Genomic DNA, 17,747 nt, shown 5'->3' with positions numbered 1-17,747 from the left:
TCCTGCCGCACCGCACCGACAGCGCGGCGCGGGCCGCGAAGTACGGCCCTCTCGCCCCCGGACGGCGCTTCCGGCAGACTGTGCGCCCGCGCATCCGCACCCTGATGCCCCCGTGTGCCGGCGGGGCATGCCACCATCGTGCGGGCGGTGACTGGTGATACGAGACCAAGAAGAGACCATGAAGCAGCAGGGCGTGCCCCCCGAGGGCGGGGCAGGCACCCCTGGCGCCGCCGCACGCCCCGACACCGCCGGCGAGACGGGCAGGAGCAGCGACGACGCACGACGCCAGGGCTCCGGTCGGCGTGCACACGACAGCACGGAAACCCGTGAGCACGACGGCGCGGAGAACGACGGCACACGCGCGCGTGAGGGCGACGACCACACGACCGAGGGGGCGCACGTCCTAAAGAACACGCCCCCCGGGCACGGCCCGGGCGCAGACGACGATCCGCACGCCGAGGCCGTGGAGGGTGACGAACCGCTGCTCCCCGCGCGCGTGCACCGCCCTTCCGACCTCATGCGGTGTCTGGTGGGCGTGCTCGCCATCGTCGTACTGCTCGCGATCGCCGCCTTCGCGCACGGCACCACCTCGGGTCTCGAACAGGACATCAACAAGGGCACCGGACAGGCCCCCGACCTGCTGATCAGGTTCGCGGGACTGGCCTCCAGCATCGCGATCCTGCTCGTCCCGGTCGCCTTCGCGATCGAACGGCTGATCAAACGGGACGGGCTGCGCATCGCCGACGGCGTCCTCGCGGCCGTCCTCGCCCACGGAGTGACCCTCGCGACCGATCTGTGGGTCGCGAGAGCCGCCCCTGACTCGATCCAGGAAGCGCTCACCCAGCCCTCACCGGGCGACATCCACGCCCTGACCGACCCCGTGCACGGCTATCTGGCACCCGTCATCGCCTACATGACGGCCGTCGGCATGTCCCGCAGGCCCCGATGGCGCGCGGTGCTGTGGATCGTGCTGCTGCTCGACGCGTTCTCGATGCTGGTCACGGGCTACACGACCCCGTTCTCGATCATCCTGACCGTGCTGATCGGCTGGACCATCGCCTACGGCACGCTGTACGCGGTCGGCTCCCCCAACGTCCGCCCCACGGGCCAGACCCTGATGGCGGGCCTCAGGCACGTCGGCTTCCACCCCGTCACCGCGGGCCGCGAAGAGGCCGTGGAGTCGGAGAACGGCGACCGGGGCCGGCGCTACTTCGTCACCCTGGAGGACGGCCCGCCGCTGGACGTCACGGTCGTGGACCGGGAGCAGCAGGCGCAGGGCTTCTTCTACCGCGCGTGGCGCAATCTCACCCTGCGCGGATTCGCCACCCGCTCCAGCCTCCAGTCGCTGCGCCAGGCGCTGGAGCAGGAGGCGCTGCTGGCGTACGCGGCGATCGCGGCCGGCGCCAACGCGCCCAAGCTGATCGCCACCTCCGAACTCGGCCCCGACGCCGTCATGCTCGTCTACGAGCACACCGGCGGGCGCATGCTGGACTCGCTGACCGGCGAGGAGATCACCGACGAACTGCTGCGCAACACCTGGCACCAGGTGCAGGCCCTGCAGTCGCGGCGCATCGCGCACCGCAGGCTCGCAGGTGACGCGATCTTGGTGGATCGTTCCGGCAAGGTGATCCTCACCGAGCTGCGCGGCGGCGAGATCGCGGCCGGCGAGCTGCTGCTGCGCATGGACGTGGCCCAGCTGGTCACGACGCTCGGGCTGCGGGTCGGCGCCGAGCGGGCGGTGGCCTCGGCGGTCGGCGTGCTCGGCCCCGACGCGGTCGCCGACTGTCTGCCGATGCTCCAGCCGATCGCGTTGACGCGCGCCACGCGCGCGACGCTGCGCCGGCTGGCCCGCGAGCGCGCCCAGCGTGAACGCGAAGCGGTCCTGGAGGCGTCCCGGCAGGCCAAGCAGGCCCGCCCGGAGGAGTCCTCGGAGCCGAGCGGACCGGCCCTGGAAAAGCCCGACAAGAAGGCCGTACGCGCCGAGCAGCGGGCGGAGCGGCGGGCCCTGGACGAAGCCCTCGAAGAGGCCCGTGAGGAGGATCTGCTCACCCAGATCCGGCACGAGGTGCTGCGGATCAGGCCGCAGGCCCCCGTGGAGCCAGCCCGGCTGGAGCGGGTGCGCCCACGCACGCTCATCAGCTTCATCGCGGGCGCGATCGGCGCCTACTACCTGCTGACGCAGCTCACCCATATCGAGTTCGGGACGCTGTTCGCGCAGGCCCAGTGGGGCTGGGTGCTCGCCGCGGTGGCGTTCTCCGCGCTCAGCTATGTCGCCGCCGCGATGGCGCTGCTGGGCTTCGTGCCGGAGCGGGTGCCGTTCCTGCGGACGGTGGCGGCGCAGGTCGCCGGGTCCTTCGTGAAGATCGTCGCGCCGGCCGCGGTCGGCGGTGTCGCCCTCAACACGCGCTTCCTGCAGCGCGCCGGCGTACGCGCGGGTCTCGCGGTGGCGAGCGTCGGCGCGTCGCAGCTGTTCGGGCTCGGCTGTCACATCCTGATGCTGTTGTCCTTCGGCTATCTGACCGGCACCGAGAAGACGCCGTCACTGTCGCCGTCCCGGACGGTCATCGCGGGTCTGCTGACGGTGGCGGTACTGGTGCTCGTGGTGACCTCGGTGCCGTTCCTGCGGAAATTCGTCGTCACGCGCGTGCGCTCGCTGTTCGCCGGTGTCGTACCGCGGATGCTCGATGTGCTGCAGCGGCCGCAGAAGCTCGTCACCGGCATCGGCGGCATGCTTTTGCTGACGGCCTGCTTCGTGATGTGCCTGGACGCCTCCGTCCGGGCGTTCGGCCACGGCACGACCTCGCTCAGCATCGCCAGCGTCGCCGTCGTCTTCCTCGCCGGCAACGCGCTCGGGTCGGCGGCGCCCACCCCGGGCGGCGTGGGCGCGGTGGAGGCGAGCCTCACCCTCGGCCTGATCGCCTTCGGTCTGCCCAAGGAGGTCGCCGCCCCGGCCGTGCTGCTCTACCGGCTGCTGACGCTCTGGCTGCCGGTGCTCCCGGGCTGGCTGGCCTTCAACCACCTCACGCGCAAGGGGGCCCTGTAGGCAGGCAGGGGCGTACCTCGTACGGCCCGCGCCCCGCGCGCACCGGCGTGCGCGCCCCCAGGATGGGGACATGGCGAATCCCTCCCGGCTGCGCGCCTCTGCCCTGGTCAGCTCCGCCGTGCTGCTGTCCGCCCTGCTGGCGGGATGCGGCGACGGCGCCAAGGACCGCGAGCCCGCGGCGCAGAAGCTGGACTGGAAGGACTGCCCGGCTCCATCCGCGGCTCAGGGCGGCGGCACCGCGCCCTCCCCGCTGCCGGGCGGCGCCGCATGGCAGTGCGCCACCATGAAGGCGCCCTTGGACTGGAGCAAGCCGAAGGGCGACACCATCGGCATCGCCCTGATCCGTGCCAGGGCCAGCGGCCCCGCGAGCGAGCGGATCGGCTCGCTCGTGTTCAACTTCGGCGGGCCCGGCGGCAGCGGTGTGAGCACGCTGCCCGCGTTCGGCGAGGACTACGCCGCCCTGCGCACCCGCTACGACCTGGTCAGCTTCGACCCGCGCGGGGTCGGCCGCAGCGCGCCGGTGAAGTGCGAGAGCGACGCACAGCTGGATGTGTACTTCCAGCAGGACGCGACCCCCGACGACAGCGCCGAGCGCACCGCGCTGGTGAACCGCACCAGGCAGTTCAACGGGGCCTGCGAGAAGAACTCCAAGACGGTGCTGCCGCACGTGGCCACCACGGACGCGGCCCGCGACATGGATCTGATGCGCCAGGTCCTCGGGGACGCCAAGCTGCACTACTTCGGCATCTCCTACGGCACCGAACTGGGCGGCGTGTACGCCCATCTGTTCCCCAGGAACGTCGGCCGGGCCGTGCTCGACGCCGTCGTCGACCCCACGCAGGATCCCGAACAGGGCGCGCTCGGCCAGGCCAAGGGCTTCCAGCTCGCGCTCGACAACTTCGCCCGGGACTGCACCTCGAAGACCACCGAGTGCCCGATCGGCGACACCGCGCAGGACGTCAAGAACCGCATCGCGAAACTGCTGGACGACCTGGAGAAGAAGCCGATCCCCGGCATCCCGCCGCGCCAGCTCACCCAGACCGCCGCGACCAACGGCATCGCACAGTCCTTGTACTCCAAGGAGTTCTGGGAGTACCTCACCGAGGGGCTGGAGGAGGCGTACCAGGGCGACGGCAAGATCCTGTTGCTGCTGTCCGACTCGCTGAACGGCCGGAGCGATGACGGCCAGTACAGCAACATCACCGCGGCGAACACCGCCATCAACTGCGCTGACCAGAAACCCCGGTACACCGCCGACGACGTCCAGCGGAAGCTGCCCGAATTCCGCGCCGCCTCCCCGCTGTTCGGGGACTACCTGGCCTGGGGCATGGTCAGCTGCACCGACTGGGCCGTGCCGGGTGCCGCCGACCACCCGGACGTCAGCGCCCCCGGCTCGGCGCCCATCCTGGTCGTCGGCAACACCGGTGACCCTGCCACCCCGTACGAGGGCGCACAGAAGATGGTCGAGGCGCTCGGCAAGGGCGTCGCCGTCGAGCTGACGTACAAGGGCCAGGGGCACGGTGCGTACGACAGCAAGGACAAGTGCGTGCAGAGCGCCGTGAACGACTATCTGCTGGAGGGCAAGGAGCCGAAGACCGGCACGGTCTGCTCCTGACTCAGCTCCAGCGCTGGGCCTTCAGGCCGCCGTCGAAGTTGGTGTAGAGCGTGTCCCGCTCCTGGCCGAGCGTGAGCTTGGTCGCGTTGTTCTGCAGGCGCCAGCCCGTGGAGTCCTTGAACTCGTTCCACTTCTGGTTGGCACCGCCGTTGCAGTGCAGCAGGTAGACCTTGCCGTCCTTGTTGCTGTCCAGGCAGTAGCCGTAGCTCGTCCGGAGCGTATAGGTGCCGTCGGACTGCTTTGTCTCGGTCCACTTGGAGGGCTTCGAACCGCAGTCGAACGCCGCCAGGGGGATGCCGTTCGCGTAGCCCAGGCACTTGCCGCTGAGCTTGTTCTTCCAGGTGACCGTGGAGGAGGCGGCGAACGACGTGCCTGCGCCCGCCAGGATCACCGCCGGAGCGAGGGCCGCTACCGCCAGCCCGCCGAGAACACGCTTCTTCATGGAACTCCCCGTCTCATCTGTCGCATTCGTGGCGCCGAGGGCCGCACGGAACCGCGAGGGTGGTCGCACCTCGCCGGTGGCCCGTCGGCTTGCGTGACCGTGGTCACACAATGGTCGCCATCTCAGCGCGCCGTTTTGCGCGCAAAGTTGACATCACGCTAACCGACACGATCATCACATTGCAACGTTCAACAAAAGAGACGGAAAAGGCTCACGGCCCTGACCGAGGTCAGGGCCGTGAGCCTGATACGTCGTACGGGTCGGCCGACGGGCCGGTCAGTAGACCGGCTTGTGCGGTTCGATCTGGTTGACCCAGCCGATGACGCCGCCGCCCACATGGACGGCGTCGGCGAAGCCCGCGGACTTCAGGACGGCCAGGACTTCCGCACTGCGGACACCCGTCTTGCAATGCAGGACGATCTTCTTGTCCTGCGGGAGGCCTTCCAGGGCGGCGCCCATGAGGAACTCGTTCTTCGGGATCAGCTTGGCGCCCGGGATGGAGACGATCTCGTACTCGTTCGGCTCGCGGACGTCGATGATCTCGATGTTCTCGCCCTCGTCGATCCACTCCTTGAGCTGCTTCGGAGTGATCGTCGAACCGAGGGCGGCCTCCTGGGCCTCCTCCGACACCACGCCGCAGAAGGCCTCGTAGTCGATGAGTTCGGTGACGGTCGGGTTCTCGCCGCAGACCGCGCAGTTCGGGTCCTTGCGGACCTTGACCTGGCGGTACTGCATCTCCAGGGCGTCGTAGATCATCAGCCGGCCGACCAGCGGCTCGCCGATGCCCGCGAGGAGCTTGATGGCCTCGTTGACCTGGATGGAACCGATGGACGCGCACAGCACGCCCAGCACGCCGCCCTCGGCGCAGGACGGGACCATGCCCGGCGGCGGGGGCTCCGGGTAGAGGCAGCGGTAGCAGGGGCCGTGCTCGGACCAGAAGACGGAGGCCTGGCCGTCGAAGCGGTAGATCGAACCCCATACGTACGGCTTGTTCAGCAGCACGCAGGCGTCGTTGACCAGGTAGCGGGTCGCGAAGTTGTCGGTGCCGTCGACGATCAGGTCGTACTGGCTGAAGATGTCCATCACGTTCTCGGCTTCGAGCCGCTCTTCGTGCAGGACCACGTTCACGTACGGGTTGATGCCCTTGACGCTGTCACGGGCGGACTCGGCCTTGGAGCGGCCGATGTCGGACTGGCTGTGGATGATCTGGCGCTGCAGGTTCGACTCGTCGACCTCGTCGAACTCCACGATGCCGAGGGTGCCCACGCCCGCGGCGGCCAGGTACATCAGCGCCGGCGAGCCCAGGCCGCCGGCGCCCACACAGAGCACCTTGGCGTTCTTCAGCCGCTTCTGCCCGTCCATCCCGACGTCGGGGATGATCAGGTGGCGGGAGTACCGGCGGACCTCGTCTACGGTGAGCTCAGCAGCTGGCTCGACCAGGGGTGGCAGCGACACGGGGACTCCGTTGGTCGGTCAATCACTACGGTTGTTCTTTCCGTAACACTGCCATGGCCTTCTTCATTCCGAGACACCTGTTCCGATACGCGAGACAATGTCGTCCCAGTAGCCGGGCATCGTCTCCCAGGGGTCGGCGTGGCCGCGGCGGTCGGTGTGGTCGGTGAAGTAGATCGTCGCCGCCCCCTGCCAGCGTGCGATGCGCAGCGCCTCCTCCAGATGGCCACGGGGCACGCTGTGCACGAAGTGGCAGAAGCGGTCCGGCGGACAGTCCGCGGTCCACTCGGCGACCTGGGACCAGCGGTAGGCGGACCAGGGGCCGGAGAAGGTCACCAGCTGGTCGGCGTGGTCCGCGTATCCGGGGTGCGGGTGGCTGCCGTGGCCGAGGACGATGTGGGCGCTGTCACTGACCTCCCGGAGCGTGGTGATCGCCCGGCGGACCTCGGGGAGCGCGGTGCGGTCGGTGGGGCAGCGGTCCAGCAGGAAGCCGTCCACCCGGTACCAGTCGAGGTGGCGGTGGGCGTCGGCGAGCAGGTCGCCGAAGGCCCGGGCGCCATGGGTGAGGTCCAGGTGGCCGAGGACCCGGACACCCGCGCCCCGCAGCCGGCCCGCGGCCTCCAGACAGTGCGGGTCCGGACGGGTGCCGGGGCCCGCGGCCACATCGAGGACCACCCAGTCCAGCGGGGTGCCGGGGCGGGCCAGCTCGGCCCACTGGGCGGGGGCGACGAGCGGGTGGGCGTACCCGGGGATGCCGAGGGCGGTGCGCAGTCCGGTGCCGGTGGTGCCCGCTGTGGTGCTGGTCAGATGCGGCATGCCGCCTCCATCCAGATGTCGGCCAGGGATTCTTCGAGGTTGATGCGGGGCCGCCAGCCGAGCCGGTCGCGCGCGGTGCGCACATCGGCCTGCTGCCAGCTGCCGCAGCCGTCCGGGTAGGGGTACGCCACCGGGCCCGCGTGGTCGGAGTCGGGGCGCGGGTGGCCGATGGCGCCGCGCAGCGGGCCGGGCGGGGCGTCCAGCTCGTGCAGGGCACCGCCGTACCCGGCCACGCGCGCGAGGACGGAGGCGGCGTCACGCAGCCGGACGGCGCGGCCGGAGCCGATGTTGATGACGCCCTGGGCGGCGGAGAGCGAGGCGGCGTGCACGGCGCGCGCGACGTCGCGTACGTCGACGAAGTCGCGCTGGACGCCGAGGCCGCCGAGTTTCAGTTCGCCGTCGCCGGACTGCATGGCCCGCCGCATGGCCTCGGCGAGCCGGCCGAGCGGAGAGCCGGCCGGGGTGCCGGGCCCGGCCGGTGAGAAGACGCGCAGCACGACGGCGTCCAGGCCGGAGCCGAGGACGAGTTCGGTCGCGGCGAGCTTGCTGACGCCGTACGGGCCGCCGGGCCGCGGTACGGCGTCCTCGGCGGTGGAGGAGCCGGGCTGGCTCGGCCCGTATTCGGCGCTGCACCCGATCTGCACCAGGCGGGCGCCGCAGCCACTGCGCCGCAGCGCCTCGCAGACGGTGGCGACGGCCACGGTGTTGTGCCGGGTGAGGTCGCGGGCACCGCCGCGGATGGCGCCGGCGCAGTTGATCACGACTCCCGGGTGCACCGCGTCGAGGAAGCGGGTGAGCGCGCCGGGGCTGCCGGTGGCGAGGTCGAAGCGGACGTCGGCGTCGTCGCCGCGGCCGAGCGCGGTCAGCTGGACGGCCGGGTCGGCGAGCAGACGGTCGGCGACGAAGCGGCCGATGTATCCGTTGGCTCCGATCAGCAGAACCCTCATCGGGCGGCTCCGGGGGTGTGGGCACGGGCGTGACCGGCGAGGCTGGTGTGACGGATGGGGCCGGTGTGGCAAGCGAGGCCGACGAGGCCGGTGACGTGACAGACGAGGCCGGTATCACGGACGGGGCCGGTGTGGCGGGCGAGGCCGGCGTGACAGGCGAGGCCGGTTACCTGACGGACGAGGCCGGTGTCACGGACGGGGCCGACCGGCACGGTGGCCGGGAAGGTTGCGCCCGGCCAGGAGGGGGCGGGGGGCCGGACGGGCACGGGGGGTCCGGAGGAGAGGCCGGGCGCGGCGGGCCAAGCGGCGGGCCAAGAGCAGGCGCTGGGCCTGACCGGCCCGGCAAGCCCGCAGGAAGCGCTGGGCCTGACCGGCCTGGCAAGCCCGGAGGAGGCGCTGGGCCGGAAGCATGCGGCGGGGCGGCGGGAGGGTGCGGTGGGTCCGCCCGCTCTGGCGGGGCCGGCGGATCCGGTGGTTCCCCGGACTCCGGCTCCGGCGGTCCCGGCGGCGCGTGCGCCCGCGGCTGCGGCGGCTGCGGCAGCTGCGGGCGCGCCGGTGGTTCCGGGGGGGCCGGACGCTCCGGGTCGGGAGGTGGTCATCTGGCGTTTCTCCTTCAAAGGTGGTGATGCGGCCGCCTCCGGCGGGGGTGCGGGCCGGTGCGGAAGGTTCATTCGGGGGCTCCCGTCGGCGCGTGTGCCGAGGCCTGGGTGAGGGTGCGGCCCGCGTGGATCAGCAGGACCAGCGCCGCGATACCGCAGGCGAGGGCCGGGACGGCCGCCTCACCCCAGGTGTTCACCAGCGTGCGCACCGGGGCCGCCAGGGCGGCACAGCCGGGCAGCCGCGCGGCGCACGGCAGGGCGACGGCCAGCGCCTCCGTGACCGCGGCGGCGCCGAGCAGCAGGGCCGGCGCGTGCCGGTGGTGGTGCACGGTGAGCAGCCGGCCGAGCAGCAGCAGGGCGCCCAGGGCGAGGGGCTGCGGGTACGCCACGGGTGCGTGCAGGACGGTGCCGCACGCCAGGAGCAGTGCGGTGAGCACGCCCAGGAAGAGGGCGAACGTGCCGAACAGCAACGGTTTGGCGGCGGCCGTGAAGTCGCCGAGGCCACGGCTGCCGACGAGCCTGCGGCGGGCGCCCGCGGTGAGCAGATGGGCGCACCAGGCGGCAGGGGCGCAGGCCAGCGTGAGGGCCAGGGCGGGCGCGGTGGCCGTGGGCCAGGGGCCGTCCGGGGCGCCGGTCGGCAGGGCGTCGGGGCCGCCCCTGACGAGGGCGTGCAGCAGGCCGTCGCCGAGGAGGGCGTAGCCGAGCAGCCAGAGGGTCCACGCACGCGTGGCGTTCGCCGAGCGCCACGCGTGTGTGCCGAGCGGTCCGGCGAGGGGACCACGGCGCAGTGCGGCGCGCGCGGCGAAGGCGACTGCGAGGACACCGACGAGCGCGACCAGGAGACGGGGGCGGCCGTGGGTGAGGCGCAGTCCGGCAACAGTGGCCGTGGCGAGGGCACCGGGCAGCAGGGTGAGCAGGATCCAGTCCGCGCGGACGCGCGGCACGGGCAGGGGTTCGGCCGGGGGGCCCGGCTCGCCGCCGCGCGGCACGCGCGCGTACAGCTCCTCGGCGAGCGAGAAGACATCGCGGTGGCGGAAGCGGGCGGCGGTCCGGTCGGTGACACCGTGCGCCTCCAGCCCGGCGGCGATCTCCAGCGGGTCCACGGCGCGTTCGCACAGTTCACGATGCCGGTGCAGCAGCGTCTTCACGGGGTCGGCGGCTCCCCGCCGGGGTACGGCGACACGCCGCTTGCCCGGCACCGGATCCCCTGGATCCCCGGTGCCGGAAGGCGAGCCGAACACCCGCGAGGCGCCCGCTCCCCCGTCCGCCACGACACCCACGGCGAGCGGTCCCCGGCCGTCCCGTTCTCCCGCGAGCCACTCCCCCGACCGCGCGTCCCAGGGCTCGGCCGCCCCGGGCATCCCGGGCCGGTCCGGCCCGCCCGGCGCACTCGACCCCCGTCCGATCGGCACGCCCGCAAAGCCCTCGTCAAAGCCCTCGTCGTCGGTGTCCTCGTCGACACGGTCGTCCTGAACGCTCATCACGCCCCCTCCGCAGCGGCCAGCGGTGTCGCGCGCACCGGTGGGGCCGCGGCCCAGCCGGGCAGGGTCCGGGGCAGCACACGGGCCGTGGGGCCGGTCCAGCCGCCCGGGACGTGGGACTCGGCGGGGGTGGCGAACGGCAGTGGTGCGCCGGCCTCGTCGAGGACGACCCGGCGGACCGGGCAGTGCGAGACGATCTGGAGGTAAATGCTGTGAAATGCCGCGATGTTCTGCTCGACGGTGAACAGTTCGAGCGCGCGGGCGCGCGCGGCGGCGCCGAGGCGCTCACGGCGCTCGGGGTCGCGCAGCAGCGTCACGCACGCCTCGGCGAGCGCCCGCGGATTGCGCGGGGGCACGACGAGTCCCGTGCCCCCGATGACCTCCACCACCGCGCCGACGTCCGTGGAGACCGTCGCCCGACCGCAGAACATGGCCTCGATCAGGCCGATCGGGAAACCCTCGATCACGCTGGACAGCACGACGACCGCACCGGCGGCGTACACGTCGGGCAGCGTGGGGGCCTCCGGGCCGCCGATCTCCTCGAAGGAGACCGGGTTGTCGCCGACGGCGTGCGCGCCCTCCGCCTCGTCCGGGAAGAGCTGTGCGGCAAGCGCCCGACAGTGGCCGAGGTAGTCCGCGCCCTCGGGCCCCGAGGGCGCGCCGACGATCCTCAGCCGCGCCTTGGGCTCCTCCTTGCGCACCTCGGCGAAGGCGTGCAGCAGTGAGATCAGGTCCTTGGCGGGTTCGACGCGCCCCACCCAGACCAGCGTGTCCGGATCGGCACGGTCCGGGGCCTCGCCGACCTCCGCGAAGCGGGCGGCGTCCATGCCCGGATAGACCGTGCGGATCCTCGCCCGGTGGGCGCCGCACCGTTCCTGCCAGCGCCGGGCGTGGGCGTTGCCGGGCGTGAGGATCTCCGCGCGCCGGTAGACCTCGGCGGCGAGCCGGCCCTGGAAGGCGCCGAGCAGCGCGCGCACGGCGGGGGCGGCGGTGTCGGGGCCGAGGGCCAGATAGTGCGAGCGGAGCTGTACGCCGTACTCGGTGACGAGCAGCGGTACATCGGAGAAGTGCCGGGCGAGCAGCCCGGGGAGGGCGGCGGAGCCCCCGGCGGCGGCGTGGCAGAGGTCGACCGCGCCGAGGCCGTCGTCGCCGTACCAGTCGAGCGAGAGGGGGCGCAGGGCGCGTTCGAGATGCGCGGTGACGGTGAGCAGCTCGGGCACGCGCGCCTCGCGCGCCGTGCGCAGCGCGCCGGGGGCGCGACAGGCGCGTTCGAGGGCGCGCACGGCGCTGTCCGAGCGCAGGGCGCCGACGAGTCCGCCCTGTTCACGGGCGAGATCGGCGAGTCCGTACAGCGCGCTGCCGAAACGGTCCGGCAGATCGGTGGCCGCATCCTCGGGGGCGGTGTCGATCCCGGTCCCGGCGCACATCGCCCCGACGAGTTCGCCGTAGCACTCGGCGAAGCGCCGGCGCGTGCGCCGCCCGTACGCCCGCCGGTCTCCCGCCGCGACCCTGCCGAGAAGGCCCTTCGGGCCGCCCCTTGCGATGGCGTCCTCGGATGTCCACAGCGGCGCCGTCCGCACCCGGGTGACCTGCGGTGGGAGCGGGACCCAGCCGTCGTCCTCCTGGCGTCGGCTGCGGCTGAGCGCGTAGATGTCGAACTCGTGCTGCCCGAGCCCGCGCACGAGCCGGTCGCACCAGAATCCGGCGTCACCGCTCACATACGGGTAGCCACCCTCCGTAAGCAGTCCGATGCGCACGTGTGCACCCCCGATCTCCCTTCTGGGGAGCCACCGTTGTCCAGGCGGCTCGCGGCGGGACGAACGTAAGGGGACAAGGCGGTGGCGCGACGGACGGTTGTCCATCGCGCCACCAAAAGGGGTGAACGGTCGTAACTTTCGCGTGCAGGTCGCGTTCGGCCGCGCTAGGGCTCCACAGGGCGATCGGCCGAGCACAAAACGTTACGCCACGGCCGGCTCCCGCCGGGCCGCGCGCCGCCGGGCGGCCAGCTCCGGATCGAGCGCGGGTACGGCGGCCAGGAGTTGCCTGGTGTACGGCTCGCGCGGGCTGTCGTACACCTCGTCCGCCGGTCCGTATTCGACGATCCGGCCCCGGCGCATCACCGCGACCCGGTCGCTGACCTGCCGTACGACGGCGAGGTCATGGGCGATGAAGACCAGCGCGAGACCGAGTTCCCGCTGGAGTTCGCCGAGCAGCTCGACCACCTGTGCCTGTGTGGTCACATCGAGCGCGGAGACCGGCTCGTCGCAGACGATCACACGGGGTTCGGCGGCGAGCGCGCGGGCGATGCCGATGCGCTGGCGCTGGCCGCCGCTGAACTCGTGCGGGTAGCGGTCGTAGTGCGCCCCTTCGAGCCCCACGCGCTCCAGCAGTTCCGTCACGCGCCCCCGGATGCGCTGCTCGTCCCGCTCCGTGCCACGCGCGCGGAGCGGGTCGGCGATGGACTCGCCCACGCTGCGGCGCGGGTTGAGGGAAGAGACGGGGTCCTGGAAGACCATCTGGACGGCCGGGTTCACGCCGGTGTGCGGGCGGCCCTCGTAGCGGATCGCGCCGGCGGTCGGCTCCAGCAGCCCGACCAGCATGCGGCCCAGCGTGGTCTTGCCGCTGCCGCTCTCACCGACGACGCCGAGGGTCTCGCCGCGGCGGACGGTCACCGAGACGTCGTCCACGGCCGCGAACGTCCGGCTGCCGCGCCCGAACTCGCGCCGCAGCCCGGTGGCCTCCAGCACGGCCTCGTCGGTGGCCCGGGAGCCGGTGCGCCGGGCGTCCACGCGCGGGACCGCGTCGAGCAGCTCGCGGGTGTACGGCTGCGCGGGCGCCGCGAGGACCCGGCCGACGGGACCGTGCTCGACAGCCGTGCCGTGCCGCATGACGAGGATGTCGTCCACGCTCTCGGCGGCGACGCCCACGTCGTGCGTGACGAGCAGCAGGCCCATGCCGGTCTCCTCGCGCAGCGTGTGCAGCAGATCGAGGATCTGTGCCTGGACGGTGACGTCGAGGGCGGTGGTCGGCTCGTCGGCGATCAGCAGGTCCGGCTCACAGGCGAGCGCCATGGCGATCAGGGCGCGCTGGCGCATGCCGCCGCTGAACTCGTGCGGCCGGGACCGGGAGCGCCGTACGGCGTCCGGGATTCCCACGCGCTCCAGCACCTCGACGGCACGCGCGCGTGCGGTACGGCGTGACACGCGCGTGTGCACGCGGTGGACCTCGGCGATCTGGTCGCCGATCGCGTAGTACGGGTCCAGCGAGGACAGCGGGTCCTGGAAGACCATGGCGGCCTTCGCCCCGCGCAGCCGCCGCAACTCCTCGTCCGGGGCGGCCTGTACGTCCGTGCCGGCCACCCGCACCGAGCCGCTGACCCGGGCCCCCGTGCCCCGGTGCAGGCCCAGCAGGGCGCCCGCGACGGTGGACTTGCCGGAGCCGGACTCGCCGACGAGGGCCAGCGCGGCGCCCTCCGCCAGGCTGAAGGAGAGTCCGTCCACGGCCCGCAGGGAGCCGAACTCGACCGTCAGGCCGGTGACTTCGACCAGGCTCATGCGAGCACCACCCGTCGGTCGGCCACCGCGTACAGGACGTCCGCGACGGCGTTGGCGAGGACCACGAAGAAGCCGACGACCAGGACCATGCCGACGACCACCGGCAGATCGACGACCTTCACCGCGTGCACGAGCTCCTGGCCGACGCCGGGCAGGCCGAACAGGGTCTCGGTGAGCACGGCACCGCCGACGGCCGAGCCGAAGGTGACGGCGTTGAGCGCGATGACGGACGCGGTCGCACCGCGCAGCGCGTGCCGGGCGATGATCGCGCGCTCTCCGACGCCGTACGCGCGGAAGGTGCGGATGTGGTCGTCGGCGAGGGTCTCCAGCATCGACGCCCGGGTCAGCCGGGCGAAGTTGGCCGACTCGATGAGGGCGAGGGAGAGCCAGGGCAGCAGCAGGTTCCACGCCCACTGTTCGGGGTCGTCGGTGAAGTTCACGTACTCCGGGAAGGGCAGCAGCTGCAGTTCGCCGCAGACGACGATCATCAGGACCAGGCCGATGACGAAGACGGGCGTGGCGACACCGGCCAGGGTGAGCGCGGTCAGGGCGCGCTCACTGAAGCGGCCGCGCCGCCAGGCGGAGAGCACGCCGGTGCCGACGCCGAGCAGCAGCCAGATCACCATCGCGCCGAGGACCAGCGAGAAGCTCACCGGCAGCCGGGTCAGGATGATGCCGGTGACCTGCTGGTCGGTCTGGTACGACTGGCCGAGGCAGGGCGCCGAGCAGTGCTCCACGGATGTACCGGTGGAGAAGTCCTGGCCCACGAAGAGTCCCTGCAGGAAGTGCCAGTAGCGCACGTACAGCGGGTCGTCGAGGTGGAGTTGCTGGGCCACCTGGTGGACCTGGACCGGGGAGCAGCGCGGGCCGCAGGTGATCTGGGCGACGTTGCCGGGGGTGACGTAGAAGACGACGTAGATGATCACCGAGAGCGCGAACAGGGTGACCACGGCACCGATGACACGGCGCAGGACGAAGCCGGTGAGGGCGTTCATGCCCGGTCCTCCTTCTTCGCTCCGAAGGCGCCCGCCGTCTCCGCACGGGCCTCGCGTTTGCGGCCGGTGCCGATGCGCAGGCGGGAGGCCGCGCGCGGGTCGAGGGCGACACGGACGCCGTCACCGAGGACGGTCAGCGCGAACACCGTCACGAACAGGGCCGCGGCGGGCAGCAGCAGATACTGCGGGGCCGCCTGGTACCAGACGTCGGCGGAGGTGAGCATCTGCCCCCAGGACGGCGTCGGCGGCTTCACCCCGACACCGAGGAAGGACAGGGCCGCCTCGGCGCTGATGTTCGTCGGGATCAGCAGCGCCGCGTAGGTGATGACGGGCGCGGCGAGTCCGGGCAGCAGCTCGCGTACGGCGGTGCGCCAGGTGCTCCAGCCGCTGAGCCGGGACGCGGCGACATAGTCGAGGTTCTTCAGGGTGAGGGTCTGGGCGCGCACCATCTTCGCCGTCGTGCTCCAGCCGGAGACGAGGGAGATGATCAGCGCGACGAGAACGGGCCGCGGGAAGCCGTCGGGCACGATGGCCAGCAGCGCGAGCGCCATGACCATCAGCGGCATCGAGACGAAGATGTCGGTGATCCGGCTCAGGACCAGGTCCGCCCAGCGGCTGCCCAGTCCGGACGCCACGCCCATGGCGACACCGAGGACCACCTGGACCACCGTGGCGGCCAGGGCGACCCCCAGCGACACGCGCGCCCCGTAGACGAGCCGGGCGAACATGTCGCGTCCGGTCTGCGGTTCGACGCCCAGCCAGTGGTCGGCGCCGATGCCGCCGAAGGAGCCGGTGGGCACGCCGCCGCGCGCGGAGTCGATCAGGGCCGGGTGGTAGGTGGTGGGGTCCTGGCCCTCCAGCCCGGTGAGCAGCGGCGCGGCGAGCGCGATCAGGACGAGCAGCGCGACGACGGCCGCGGCGACCAGGGCGGCGCGCTGCGCACGCAGCCGCCGCCAGAACTGACGTGCCCCCGAGGCCGCCGGGGCGGCGGTGTCCGCCCCGGCGGCCTCGACGGCGACAAGTGCCTCGCTCACGGCGTCACTTCACCGCGACCTGGGAGATGTCCAGCACGCCGGTCCAGTCGCTGATGACGATGTTCCTGACGTCCGAGCCGTACAGGCGCTTGTAGACCGGGTGGAACAGCGGCACGACGAGGGCCTGCTCGCCGATCTTCTGGTCCAGTGCGCCCCATCGCTTGGCGGCCGCGTCAAGGTCGGTCAACTTGTTGATCGCGTCAATCTCGTCATTGACCGACTTGTCATTGAGCAGGCCCGTGTTGAAGTTCGCGCCGTCCTTGACGATCTGCCGGCCGTCGAAGATGGGGGCGAGGAAGGGACCGCCGGAGGGCCAGTCGGCGCCCCAGTGGGCGAGGAAGAAGCCGGGCTCGGTCTTCACGCTGTGGATCGTGTCCCGGTAGTCGTTGTCCTCCAGACCCTGGAGCTTGACGGTGATGCCGGCCTTCTTGAGCGCGTCCTGGACGGCGGTCGCGATCTCCGGGCTGGTCTCGAAGTCCTTGGCGTTGGAATGGGTCAGCGTCACGCTGAGACCGTTCTTGTGACCGGCCTCGGCGAGCAGCTGCCTGGCTTTGGCCGCGTTGCCGGAGGCACCGGCCGGGAACGGGTCGTACGGCGTGTGGCCGAAGGACTTCTGGTCGGGCAGGAAGGTGGTGGCGGGCTCGGCGAGCGCGCTGCCGCCGGCCGCGTTGACCACCGAGGACCGGTCGACGGCGTACGCGATCGCCTGCCGCACCTTCGGGTTGTCGAAGGGCTTCACGGTCGGGTTGAACGCGATGTAGTTCGTGTAGCCGAAGTGGCCGGTGCCCACACGCGCGGCGAGTTCCTTGTCGCCGCTGACCTTGGCGAGTTCGGCCGGGCCGAGGTTGGTGTCCGTGGTGACCGCGGCCGCGTCCGCACCCTGGGACGCGGACAGCCGCTGGTTGATCACGGAGGAGTCGAGGCCGGAACGGACGTCGATGGTGTCCGGGTAGGCCTTGCGCTCGGCGTCGGTGGCCGCCGACCAGTACGTGTTGCGCGCGAGGAGCATGTGCTCGCCGTCGTTCTCGTTCTTGACGACCTTGTACGGGCCGGAGGAGACCGGGTGCTCCTCGTACTTGGTGCCGTTGTCCTTGCCCTTCGGCACCGGCGCGAACTGCGTCTGCGTGGCGAGGAACGGGAACTCGCCCTCGGGCTTGTCCAGATGGAAGACGATGGTCCGGGAGTCCGGCGTCTCGATCGCCGAGAGGCCCTTCTTGTCCTTGTACGGCCCCTGGTAGTCGGCCGCGCCGGCCAGCCAGTCACGCAGATACGGCGCGCCGCCGGACAGCTCGGGGGCGAAGGAGCGCTCGATGCCGTACTTGATGTCGGCCGAGGTGATCGGCGTGCCGTCCTCGTACTTGAGGCCCTTCTTCAGGGTGTACGTCCATACGGTCGCGTCCTTGTTGGGGCGCCCGGTGTCGGTGGCGAGGTCGGGGACGACCTTGGAACCGGCCGCGCCGTTCTCGCGGTTGCGCGTGGTGAGGGTGCGGAAGACCAGCGAAGGGACGTTTCCGCCGCCGGAGGTGTAGAGGCGGGCGGGGTCGAAGTCGGTCTGCGGCTGGGAGTTGAGCACCGTCAGGGTGCCGCCCTTGTGGGGCGTGGAGTCGCCACCGGAGCCCTTGGCATCGTTGTCCTTCGGGCCGCAGGCGGCGGCGCCCGCTGCCACGACCAGGCTGACGGATGCCGCGGCCACGCGGCGCGCTATGACGGACGGTTGACGCATCGGAATGACGACCTCTCGGGGGACTGATCGAGGAATTCTCGAAGAG

Annotated in this window: 12 protein-coding genes; 2 read left to right on the top strand and 10 right to left on the bottom strand. The window is 72.1% G+C overall.

What is annotated here, in order from left to right; all coding sequences use genetic code 11:
- The first annotated feature begins 178 nt into the window (after positions 1–178).
- Both IE277_RS18300 and IE277_RS18295 read left to right on the top strand, forming a co-directional pair.
- Entirely contained in the window at positions 179–3,043 is a 2,865-nt protein-coding gene (locus IE277_RS18300; protein ID WP_189953703.1) for a lysylphosphatidylglycerol synthase domain-containing protein, read from the top strand.
- A gap of 70 nt (positions 3,044–3,113) precedes the next feature.
- Positions 3,114–4,658, top strand: a complete 1,545-nt coding sequence (locus IE277_RS18295; RefSeq protein ID WP_189953701.1) for an alpha/beta hydrolase — start codon at positions 3,114–3,116, stop codon at positions 4,656–4,658.
- A gap of 1 nt (position 4,659) precedes the next feature.
- On the opposite strand, the gene IE277_RS18290 is transcribed toward IE277_RS18295, so the two are convergent.
- From IE277_RS18290 to IE277_RS18245, 10 genes are all read right to left on the bottom strand, one after another.
- Entirely contained in the window at positions 4,660–5,100 is a 441-nt protein-coding gene (locus IE277_RS18290) for an RICIN domain-containing protein (RefSeq protein ID WP_189953699.1), read from the bottom strand.
- Between the two features lie 276 nt (positions 5,101–5,376).
- Positions 5,377–6,555 carry an adenylyltransferase/sulfurtransferase MoeZ gene (moeZ, locus tag IE277_RS18285; RefSeq protein WP_189953697.1) on the bottom strand — a complete coding sequence of 393 codons (1,179 nt, stop codon included), beginning with the start codon at positions 6,553–6,555 and terminating at the stop codon, positions 5,377–5,379.
- 63 nt (positions 6,556–6,618) lie between these two features.
- Entirely contained in the window at positions 6,619–7,368 is a 750-nt protein-coding gene (locus IE277_RS18280; RefSeq protein WP_189953695.1) for a spherulation-specific family 4 protein, read from the bottom strand.
- Positions 7,356–8,315 carry an NAD-dependent epimerase/dehydratase family protein gene (locus IE277_RS18275; protein WP_189953693.1) on the bottom strand — a complete coding sequence of 320 codons (960 nt, stop codon included), beginning with the start codon at positions 8,313–8,315 and terminating at the stop codon, positions 7,356–7,358. The genes IE277_RS18280 and IE277_RS18275 overlap by 13 nt, the downstream gene beginning before the upstream one ends.
- 667 nt (positions 8,316–8,982) lie before the next feature.
- On the bottom strand, positions 8,983–10,062 hold the full coding sequence (locus IE277_RS18270; protein ID WP_189953908.1) for a hypothetical protein: 1,080 nt from the start codon (positions 10,060–10,062) through the stop codon (positions 8,983–8,985).
- A gap of 332 nt (positions 10,063–10,394) precedes the next feature.
- Positions 10,395–12,152 (bottom strand): DUF3492 domain-containing protein, encoded by a 1,758-nt coding sequence (locus IE277_RS18265; protein WP_229881729.1) that lies wholly within the window; start codon positions 12,150–12,152, stop codon positions 10,395–10,397.
- A 201-nt stretch (positions 12,153–12,353) separates the two neighbouring features.
- On the bottom strand, positions 12,354–13,949 hold the full coding sequence (locus IE277_RS18260) for a dipeptide ABC transporter ATP-binding protein (RefSeq protein ID WP_189953689.1): 1,596 nt from the start codon (positions 13,947–13,949) through the stop codon (positions 12,354–12,356).
- Positions 13,946–14,944 (bottom strand): ABC transporter permease, encoded by a 999-nt coding sequence (locus IE277_RS18255; RefSeq protein ID WP_189953687.1) that lies wholly within the window; start codon positions 14,942–14,944, stop codon positions 13,946–13,948. Before IE277_RS18255 ends, IE277_RS18260 begins: the two co-directional genes overlap by 4 nt.
- Positions 14,941–15,978: an ABC transporter permease gene (locus IE277_RS18250; protein WP_189953685.1), complete on the bottom strand. Its 1,038-nt coding sequence runs from the start codon at positions 15,976–15,978 to the stop codon at positions 14,941–14,943. The genes IE277_RS18255 and IE277_RS18250 overlap by 4 nt, the downstream gene beginning before the upstream one ends.
- 4 nt (positions 15,979–15,982) lie before the next feature.
- The gene (locus IE277_RS18245; RefSeq protein WP_189953683.1) at positions 15,983–17,701 is read right to left on the bottom strand and encodes an ABC transporter substrate-binding protein; all 1,719 of its coding nucleotides are present in this window, start codon (positions 17,699–17,701) and stop codon (positions 15,983–15,985) included.
- Between the last annotated feature and the right edge of the window lie 46 nt (positions 17,702–17,747).

It is taken from the genome of Streptomyces alanosinicus (assembly GCF_014650595.1).
Classification (GTDB): domain Bacteria; phylum Actinomycetota; class Actinomycetes; order Streptomycetales; family Streptomycetaceae; genus Streptomyces; species Streptomyces alanosinicus.
The sequence above is the reverse complement of the archived record's forward strand: the minus strand, read 5'-3'. Positions and strand labels throughout refer to the sequence as shown.